11 protein-coding genes are annotated in these 8,453 nt (G+C 29.5%); 3 read left to right on the top strand and 8 right to left on the bottom strand.

Annotated elements, in window-relative coordinates; translation table 11 throughout:
* From ABY298_RS03640 to ABY298_RS03630, 3 genes are all read right to left on the bottom strand, one after another.
* On the bottom strand, window positions 1-225 hold a 225-nt coding region (locus tag ABY298_RS03640; protein ID WP_372744644.1), incomplete at its 3' end, for a DNA adenine methylase.
* A gap of 18 nt (window positions 226-243) precedes the next feature.
* Window positions 244-879 carry a hypothetical protein gene (locus ABY298_RS03635; protein ID WP_372744643.1) on the bottom strand — a complete coding sequence of 212 codons (636 nt, stop codon included), beginning with the start codon at window positions 877-879 and terminating at the stop codon, window positions 244-246.
* A gap of 6 nt (window positions 880-885) precedes the next feature.
* Entirely contained in the window at window positions 886-1,698 is an 813-nt protein-coding gene (locus tag ABY298_RS03630; RefSeq protein WP_372744642.1) for a hypothetical protein, read from the bottom strand.
* A gap of 179 nt (window positions 1,699-1,877) precedes the next feature.
* On the opposite strand from ABY298_RS03630, the gene ABY298_RS03625 reads away from it, so the two are divergent.
* Genes ABY298_RS03625 through mscL form a run of 3 tightly spaced genes read left to right on the top strand, consistent with a single transcriptional unit; the run spans window position 1,878 to window position 4,059 of the window.
* The gene (locus ABY298_RS03625; protein WP_372744641.1) at window positions 1,878-2,495 is read left to right on the top strand and encodes a thymidine kinase; all 618 of its coding nucleotides are present in this window, start codon (window positions 1,878-1,880) and stop codon (window positions 2,493-2,495) included.
* On the top strand, window positions 2,485-3,594 hold the full coding sequence (alr, locus tag ABY298_RS03620; RefSeq protein WP_372744640.1) for an alanine racemase: 1,110 nt from the start codon (window positions 2,485-2,487) through the stop codon (window positions 3,592-3,594). Before ABY298_RS03625 ends, alr begins: the two co-directional genes overlap by 11 nt.
* Window positions 3,595-3,654: 60 nt before the next feature.
* Window positions 3,655-4,059, top strand: coding sequence for a large-conductance mechanosensitive channel protein MscL (gene mscL / locus ABY298_RS03615; RefSeq protein ID WP_372744645.1), 405 nt, complete (start codon window positions 3,655-3,657; stop codon window positions 4,057-4,059).
* Window positions 4,060-4,296: 237 nt separating this feature from the next.
* Here mscL and ABY298_RS03610 read toward each other — a convergent pair whose 3' ends face one another.
* From ABY298_RS03610 to gmk, 5 genes are all read right to left on the bottom strand, one after another.
* Window positions 4,297-4,848 (bottom strand): MOSC domain-containing protein, encoded by a 552-nt coding sequence (locus ABY298_RS03610; RefSeq protein WP_372744639.1) that lies wholly within the window; start codon window positions 4,846-4,848, stop codon window positions 4,297-4,299.
* Window positions 4,845-6,341 carry a GH3 auxin-responsive promoter family protein gene (locus ABY298_RS03605; RefSeq protein WP_372744638.1) on the bottom strand — a complete coding sequence of 499 codons (1,497 nt, stop codon included), beginning with the start codon at window positions 6,339-6,341 and terminating at the stop codon, window positions 4,845-4,847. The genes ABY298_RS03610 and ABY298_RS03605 overlap by 4 nt, the downstream gene beginning before the upstream one ends.
* A gap of 3 nt (window positions 6,342-6,344) precedes the next feature.
* Window positions 6,345-7,214 carry a M23 family metallopeptidase gene (locus ABY298_RS03600; protein WP_372744637.1) on the bottom strand — a complete coding sequence of 290 codons (870 nt, stop codon included), beginning with the start codon at window positions 7,212-7,214 and terminating at the stop codon, window positions 6,345-6,347.
* 83 nt (window positions 7,215-7,297) lie between these two features.
* The gene (nadD, locus tag ABY298_RS03595; RefSeq protein ID WP_372744636.1) at window positions 7,298-7,879 is read right to left on the bottom strand and encodes a nicotinate (nicotinamide) nucleotide adenylyltransferase; all 582 of its coding nucleotides are present in this window, start codon (window positions 7,877-7,879) and stop codon (window positions 7,298-7,300) included.
* Complete coding sequence (gene gmk / locus ABY298_RS03590) at window positions 7,880-8,452, bottom strand: guanylate kinase (RefSeq protein WP_372744635.1); 573 nt, start codon at window positions 8,450-8,452, stop codon at window positions 7,880-7,882.
* Window position 8,453 lies beyond the last annotated feature (1 nt).

The raw sequence follows: 8,453 nt of genomic DNA, 5'->3' as shown, positions 1-8,453 counted from the left end.
TAATTCTGATATATTTCCAATATAATTTCTGTTTAACACATAACTATAAAACTCAACATCATTGGCAATTACTTGCTTTACCAATGGTTTAAAATTTCTACCAACACTTCCTGTTCCGGCAAATAAATCGCAAAAAATAAGGTTAGAGATATCCTTGCCAACAACATTTATTATTGACTTTTTTAAAAACGAAGAAAGTTTGTGTTTAGATCCTATATAATTCAATAGTTGCGTATTTTGAGATTATTTAATTGCCCAAATAATATCAGATTTTACAATGTTATTTTGAAAGTAAAACGTTTCTAATTTTCCAACGGTAAATGTACTTAAATATGTTGAAATAATTTTTTGAAGCCACAAAACCTCCGCTTTTAATTTCCAGTGTTCTTTTTTCTCGCTGAAATCAATTAAAACAATAAAAATTCTATTTTTTAAATGTTTTCGTTGTTGCTGACTTTGGTTTTTATACAACCATTCTATTAATTCTCTTTTATGCTCTATAGCATATGGAACAGATTTTTTAAAACCAGTAGGAAATACAGTTGTTTTATGATCAAAAGGAATAGAATCTATATAAAAATCGATGTATTTATCTTTAGAATTTTGATGAGGAACCACAAGTTTAGCATCACAAAAAATACTTTCTATTCCTTTAGCAGACCAAAAATTAAACCATCTATTTAAGGCATAATTTTTAAGCTCTTCATATTTTAGAGTATTGTTAAATTTTGAATCAATTTCCGCTAAAACAGCTTCAAATTCAATTATTTTATAAATAAAATTGGTATCAGTATCTAATTTATTGTTTTGCTTTCTCCCCCACTTATACTTAAAATTTAACCTTTTCTTTAATTCTTTTTCTAGCAATTCATAATTCATGTACTCTTATAAAAATTTACGTTCTATTAAATTCATCAATCTATTTTCAAACTCTTCTTTATTTTTCCAATTATAATCTGGTTTTACGAAATCATTTAAAAAAGAAACTGCTTCTTCTAGCTCTGTAAATGAATTTAATTGCGATAAAACTCGGTTAAAATCTTCCTGACTTCCGTCAAACAAATATTTTACAAAAGCAATTCTATCATTTAATCCAACCTGAATATTATTATTAAATAATGCGTCATTTATAGATTTTTTCTTAGGCTCTTCTTTAGGTAATTTTTCAATTTTTGGAGATTCTACTGTTACTTTTTCAAATAAACTAGTAGCAATATCAGCCGAAATAGCATCTTTAAATTCCTCTTCCAAGGTAATTTTTAACGATGGCAAATCCGCTTCATCGTTTTTAACCTGTGTGCTTTTTACAGAAAAAACCTCTTCTATTTTTTCTTCAGAAATTAATTCCTTTTGTGTTGGTTCAAAAATTATTTCTTCATCAAAACTTTCCTCTAGCTCCACTTTAATTTCAATTTCCTCTTCATACTCTACAGTTATTTCTTCATCAACTTCAACAATATTTTCAATTTTCTCATCTACTTTTTCAACTTCTGCAACTTCTTTGGCTGAAACTACCTCTTTTTCAGTTTCAATTTCGGTGGTTTTGAAATCTAAAGATTCATTAACAAATTTTAATACACATAGCTTTTCATAAATTTCCTGTGCTTTTTTATGTAAAACTTGAATATCGCCATTATTTTCCATTTTTAAAATGCTGTGTGCCAGACTCACTAATTCAGATTCTATTTTTTTGTGCATAAGTTGATTTGTTAAATGATTTTTGATGAATAAATTTTATCTAAATTTGTATGTTTTAAAAAATGAAATTTCATTTTAAACTAATTTATAACGAATGTAAAAAAATAATCACTATTTTTTCTATCATTTAAATTAAAAGTAAAAAAATTACAATAACCTTTCAAGCGTGAATTTACAAAATGTTTCTTGAAAATACAGTAAATCATACCGAACAATTTGGCTGGATAGAAGTTATTTGCGGCTCTATGTTCTCTGGTAAAACAGAAGAACTAATTCGTAGATTAAAACGTGCCCAGTTTGCAAAACAAAAAGTAGAAATTTTTAAACCTGCTATTGATGTTAGGTATGATGATGAAAAAGTAGTTTCACATGATGCCAACGAAATTAGATCTACACCAGTTCCATCATCGGCAAATATTAGAATATTAGCAAATGATGTTGATGTTGTAGGAATTGATGAAGCACAATTTTTTGATGATCAAATTGTAGCAGTATGCAACGATTTAGCCAACCGAGGAGTTAGAGTTATTGTTGCTGGTTTAGATATGGATTTTAAAGGAAATCCTTTTGGTCCAATGCCTGCACTAATGGCAACTGCCGAATATGTTACAAAAGTTCACGCAGTTTGCACAAGAACCGGAAATTTAGCACATTACAGCCATAGAACAGCAGCAAGTGAAGAATTGGTTTTATTAGGTGAAACGCAAGAATATGAACCTTTAAGCAGAGCCGCTTATTACAAAGCAATACAAGAAGAAAAAATAAAAAAAGCCCAACAAAACAACAATGGAAAATAGCCATGTTACAACGCTAGAAATAGATTTAAACGCTATTGATTTCAACTTAAACTTCTTTAAATCTAAACTTAATAAAAACACAAAAATTTTACTGGTTGTTAAAGCCTTTGGTTACGGAAGTGATGCACAAAAAATTGCAGCTTATTTAGAACCTAAAGTAAATTATTTTGCCGTTGCTTATACCGATGAAGGAATTGCGCTTAGAAATGCTGGTATAAAAAAACCTATTTTGGTTTTACACCCTCAAAAAAGTAATATTTCAAAAATTATTGAATACCAATTAGAACCAACAATGTATTCTATTGCATTGTTAAAATCATTAATTGAAATAGTTAAAACAGAGCAACTTAAAAATGTTCCTATTCATTTAAAATTTAATACTGGTTTAAACAGGTTAGGTTTTAATAAAACAGCTATTTCAGAAATTGTTTCAATTGTTAAAAACGAAGAAAACATTTTTGTAAAATCTATTTTCTCGCACATAGCTGCTAGCGAAGATTTAAATGAACGCGAATTTACTTTACAACAAATAAATGATTTTAAATCTATTGCCGATGAATTAATTCCGCAGTTAAAAAACACTCCTTTTAAACATATGTTAAATACCTCTGGTATAATTAATTATGCCGAAGAAGCTCAGTTTGAAATGGTGCGATTAGGAATAGGCTTATACGGATTTGGCAACGATAAAAACGAAACCTCAAAACTAAAAAATGCCCTTACTTTAAAATCTGTAATTTCACAAATTCACACTATTGAAAAAGGAGAAAGTTTAGGTTATAACAGATCTTATATTGCAGAAAAAACCACTAAAACTGCCACAATTCCAATTGGCCATGCCGATGGAATTTCCAGACAGTTTGGTAAAGGTGTTGGCTTTATTTATGTAAATAACCAAGAAGCTCCAATTGTAGGCAATGTTTGTATGGATGTTATTATGGTAAATATAACTGGTATTGACTGTAATGAAGGTGATGAAGTATTAATTTATAGAGATCAGCAACATATGGAAACAATTGCAAAACGAGCAAATACCATTCCTTATGAATTATTAACAGCTATTTCTCAAAGGATTAAAAGAGTGTTAAAAAAATGTTAACACATTCATGTTTTTTTATTATTTTAGCTGTAATTAACTAAAACAACATAAAAAATGGGAATGTTAAAAGAATTTAAAGATTTTGCAATGAAGGGAAACCTTGTTGACATTGCAGTAGGTTTTGTAATGGGTGCTGCCTTTAACAAAATTGTATCTTCATTTACTGGTGGAATTGTATCTCCACTTGTTGGTTTGATTTTTAAATCAGACTTTAAAGAATTAAAATATGTAATTAATGAAGGGGTTATGGATGAAGCCGGAGCTGTTACTGGTGAAGTAGCTGTTTTATACGGTGATTTTTTAACTAACCTTATTGATTTTATTATTGTAGCATTTGTAATGTTTATGATGATAAAAGCTATAAATAAAACCAAAAAGAAAGAAGAGCCTGCTCCAGAAGCGCCAAAAGGACCTTCACAAGAAGATTTATTAGTTGAAATAAGAGATTTATTAGCTAAAAAATAATTAAAGAATTTAACCAAACTTTTCTTTAATATAAAAAAAGGTTCGCACTTGCGAACCTTTTTTATTTTACAAAGCTTTCTTAAAAGTCTTGAAATCCATCATGCTGAACTTGTTTACTCATCCATTTCTTATTTTATAATAGGGAATTCGTGAGTCTTCGAATTCAGCATCTCATCATACCTAAATCAATCACTATAAGAACCTGAAACAAGTTCAGTTTGACGAAAAATTCATTTCTTAGTCAACCTCTTTTTTTGTATCATAAACCTCAGCTATTGTAGGAGTATCAACGGCTTTTTTTATTAAAACAAGTGTATCTCCAGCATTTACATTTCCTGTTTTTAACACTTTAAAATACACACCACATTTAGTAGAATTCCAAAATTGCTTTAAAACTGCTTGCGTTCCAAAACGCAAACCCAATTTAAAACATGGTTCTCTTGGTTTTGTAACTTCTAAAATAACTTCACCTAATTTATAGGTATCTCCAACGCATAAAACTGTTTCTTCTAAATTAGAGATGGTTAAATTTTCACCAAACATTCCATATTGCCAATCTAAATTTGGATATAATTCTTTCCAAAATTTATAATGATTTTCTGAATAACCATACACAGCTTGATCAACTCCGCCATGGTATCTTCTATCAATAACAGCATCGCCAACAACATCTTGTTCACCTAAAAAAATAGCGTTCTCAACTGGAAATTTAAAAATGCCCGTTTCTACTATTTTACCTTTGTAATTTATGGTTTTCTTTTCACCTAAATTTACTGATACTACTTTCATTTTTCTTTAAAGTTTAAAAGTTCATCTGCAATTTTTCTATCGTTTGCCAACCTTGGAACTTTATTTTGGCCTCCTAATTTTCCAACTGATTTCATATAGTTATTAAATCCTCCTTTTTCAATACAGGTAATTTTTAAAGGACGTAATACTTTTCCTACTATCAAATCATAATAATAGCTGTTTTTTTCTTGTAAAGCTTTATCTACTTTTAAAGCAAATTGCTCTAAATTATCAGGTTTTTTACCAAACTCTATAAACCATTCATGATAAGGCAATCCGCTTTCTGGCGAAATTTGTGGCGCTACAGTAAATTCGTTCACAGTAATTGAAGTATCTATAGTTTGACTATTAATAGCGTCTTCTACTTCTTTACCTATAACGTGTTCTCCAAAAGCTGAAATAAAATGCTTTATTCTTCCTGAAACCACAATTCTAGGTGGATTTAGAGAAACAAATTTAACGGTATCGCCAATATTATAGCCCCAAAGTCCGGCATTGGTATTTAAAATAATTACATAATTTACATCTAGTTGTACATCTTTTAATGAAATTCTAGTTGGATTTTCATTATAAAATTCCTCAGCAGGAATAAATTCGTAAAAAATTCCGTTGTTAACCGCCAACAACATACCCTCTTCAGTTTGGCTATCTTGATAGGCTATAAATCCTTCTGAAGCCGGATACAACTCAATAGCATCAACTTTTCTTCCTATTAAATTTTCAAATTTATTTCGGTATGGTTCATAATTTACACCACCATACACAAACAAATTAAAGTTTGGAAAAACCTCGCCTACTTTTTTACCCGTTCTGGCAACAATTCTTTCAAAATACATTTGCACCCAAGAAGGAATTCCTCCAATTAGGGTCATATTTTGGTTAATAGTTTCATCAATAACGGCTTCAACTTTAGCCTCCCAATCTTCAATACAATTGGTTTCCCAACTTGGCAACCTGTTTTTGGTTAAATAACTTGGAACATAATGTGCCGAAATTCCAGAAAGACGACCTATTTTAATACCATTTTTTTCTTGTAATTCTGGGCTTCCTTGTAAAAAAATTACTTTTCCATTTAAAAAATCAGACTTTTTAGTTTCGTTAATGTACATTAACAAAGCATTTCTTGCCGATTCAATGTGGGTTGGCATGGACTCTTTAGTAAGCGGAATATATTTTGTACCAGAAGTTGTTCCTGAAGTTTTAGCAAAATATAATGGCTTTCCTTTCCATAAAATATTTTCTTCTCCATCTTTCACTTTTTCTATATATTGCTTAATATCTTCATAATCTGCAATAGGAACATGCTTTTTAAAATCATCATATGTTTTTATTTCAGAAAAATGATGATCTTTTCCAAACTCGGTAAATTTAGCCTGTTTAATTAATTTTAAAAAGACTTTTTGTTGAACTTCCACAGCGTTTTTACTGTATTTATAAACTCTGGAAGATACTTGTTTTGCAAATGGTTTTGCTAAAATAGATTTAATGTTCATTATTTATTCAAAATCAATATAATAGGTTGGATTTACAGGATAACCTCCGCTCCATAATTCAAAATGTAAATGTGGTCCTGTGCTTAATTCTCCAGTGTTTCCTGCAGAAGCAATAACCTCTCCAGATTGCACAAAATCTCCTTGTTCTTTAGTTAGCGCCGTATTGTGTTTATAAACAGAAATAAAACCTCCAGAATGCTCAATAATTATAACATGACCAGTAGTTGCAGTCCATTCAGCAAAAATAACTGTTCCGTCTGCAATAGACTTTACAGGTGTATTACTTTGCACAGCAATATCTACTGCAAAATGTTTTGTTCTTGGGTTGTAACCATCTGTTAAAGTACCAATAACTGGAGCAAAAAATACCACTTCTGTTTCTTTTAAAGCTTCATCAAAAATACTAAATCTATCAATCCTTTCAATCTCAGATCTAAATTCTAAATCTTGATCTGTTGGACTTAAATTTATACTATCTTTATTATATTGAACTGCCTGAAAAACAGAATCTTTGTTAAACATAACTCCAGAAACTTTTCCTGTAAGTAAGTCTTTAACTTTTCCAAGGTATAAATTATTAACTTCTAATACTTGTTGTAAAGAATCTACTTTATAAACCAAATGTGTAGCTTCTTTTTTTAATTTTGTTGAAGAATACCCTGGAATATATTCTTTTAAACCCGTAAAAGCAATTAAATAGGTTGTTCCTATAATTAATAAAATTGAAAATAAACCACCAAAAACAAACACATTTAACCTAGTTAATTTAAATGTTAACTTCTCTTCAAAAGTTTCTTCATTTAAAATTACTAAACGGTATTTATTAAATAATTTCTTTCGAAGTCTTCCTTTATTTTTAGATTTTTTTGCCATATTTTAATTCAATCCAATATTCAACGAAATATCGTTAATTAAATTTCAACAGAATTTGAGTTACTGTTAAAACTTCGCTAAAATTATGATTTGTAAAAGTTCATTTCATCAATATAATTCCAAACTTTTTCGGGTAACATAGGTTGTATGTTTTTATTTTTTTTAATTGATTTTCTGATAAATGTTGATGAAATTTCTACAATTGGAGCAGCCACTTTATGTACTTTTGGGTGATTTATAAACTGACTATCAGTTGTTCCATTAGAAATTCTTGGATACACATACAACTCGTAATTTTGAAGAATTGTTTCGTAATTTTTCCATTTCTGAAAGCCTTTTAAATTGTCTTCACCCATAATTAAACAAAATTGATGATTGGGATATTTTTCTTCAATTTGAACCAATGTATTTATGGTGTAATTTGGTTCTGGTAATTTAAATTCAATATCAGTTGTTTTTAATTTTGGAAAGTCCTCTACTGCAATATTTGCAAGTGCCAACCTATGATGGTTACTTAACATCGATTTTTTTTGTTTAAACGGACTTTGTGGTGTTATTACAAACCAAACCTCATCTAAATCGGAAAATTCGGCCATATAATTAGCAATAATTAAATGCCCAACATGAATTGGATTAAAGGTGCCAAAAAACAAACCAATTTTCATTTATTTAATGTAGTTTTTAACTAATTTATACGCTGTTTCTTTTGCTGTTTCTAAATTGTCATTTACTAATATAACATCAAAATCTTTGGCAAATTTTAGCTCTTTTTCAGCTTTAGCAACACGTTCCTTTATTTTTTCTTCGCTGTCTGTTTGTCGCCCACGAAGTCTTCGTTCCATTTCATCAATAGATGGTGGTTGTACAAAAATAGCTAAGGTTTGATCTGGAAATTTATTTTTAATATTTAATCCGCCCACAACATCAATATCAAAAATTACGTGTTTTCCTAATTTCCAAATGCGCTCAACTTCGCTTTTTAAAGTTCCGTAGTAATTATTAGTGTACACTTCTTCCCATTCTATAAAATCATCATTTTTTATATGCTTTTGAAACTCTTCGGCTGATATAAAATAGTAATCGTTCCCGTGTTCTTCTGTTCCTCTGCTTTCTCTTGATGTAGCCGATATAGAAAAATCCAATCCTAGTTCTGGCTGTTGTAGTAAGTGCCTAACAATAGTTGTTTTTCCAGAACCTGAAGGTGCTGAAAAAACAATAAGTTTCCCTGTAGTATTCAAT

Origin of the sequence: Lutibacter sp. (genome assembly GCF_041596795.1) — a bacterium.
Taxonomy (GTDB): Bacteria; Bacteroidota; Bacteroidia; order Flavobacteriales; family Flavobacteriaceae; genus Lutibacter.
This window is presented reverse-complemented; position numbering and strand designations above follow the sequence as displayed.

Excerpts from the sequence above, each read along its gene's own strand:
- ABY298_RS03635 (WP_372744643.1), bottom strand. The coding sequence starts at position 879 with ATGAATTATGAATTGCTAGAAAAAGAATTAAAGAAAAGGTTAAATTTT.
- ABY298_RS03630 (WP_372744642.1), bottom strand. The coding sequence starts at position 1,698 with ATGCACAAAAAAATAGAATCTGAATTAGTGAGTCTGGCACACAGCATT.
- ABY298_RS03625 (WP_372744641.1), top strand. The coding sequence starts at position 1,878 with ATGTTTCTTGAAAATACAGTAAATCATACCGAACAATTTGGCTGGATA.
- alr (WP_372744640.1), top strand. The coding sequence starts at position 2,485 with ATGGAAAATAGCCATGTTACAACGCTAGAAATAGATTTAAACGCTATT.
- mscL (WP_372744645.1), top strand. The coding sequence starts at position 3,655 with ATGTTAAAAGAATTTAAAGATTTTGCAATGAAGGGAAACCTTGTTGAC.
- ABY298_RS03610 (WP_372744639.1), bottom strand. The coding sequence starts at position 4,848 with ATGAAAGTAGTATCAGTAAATTTAGGTGAAAAGAAAACCATAAATTAC.
- ABY298_RS03605 (WP_372744638.1), bottom strand. The coding sequence starts at position 6,341 with ATGAACATTAAATCTATTTTAGCAAAACCATTTGCAAAACAAGTATCT.
- ABY298_RS03600 (WP_372744637.1), bottom strand. The coding sequence starts at position 7,214 with ATGGCAAAAAAATCTAAAAATAAAGGAAGACTTCGAAAGAAATTATTT.
- nadD (WP_372744636.1), bottom strand. The coding sequence starts at position 7,879 with ATGAAAATTGGTTTGTTTTTTGGCACCTTTAATCCAATTCATGTTGGG.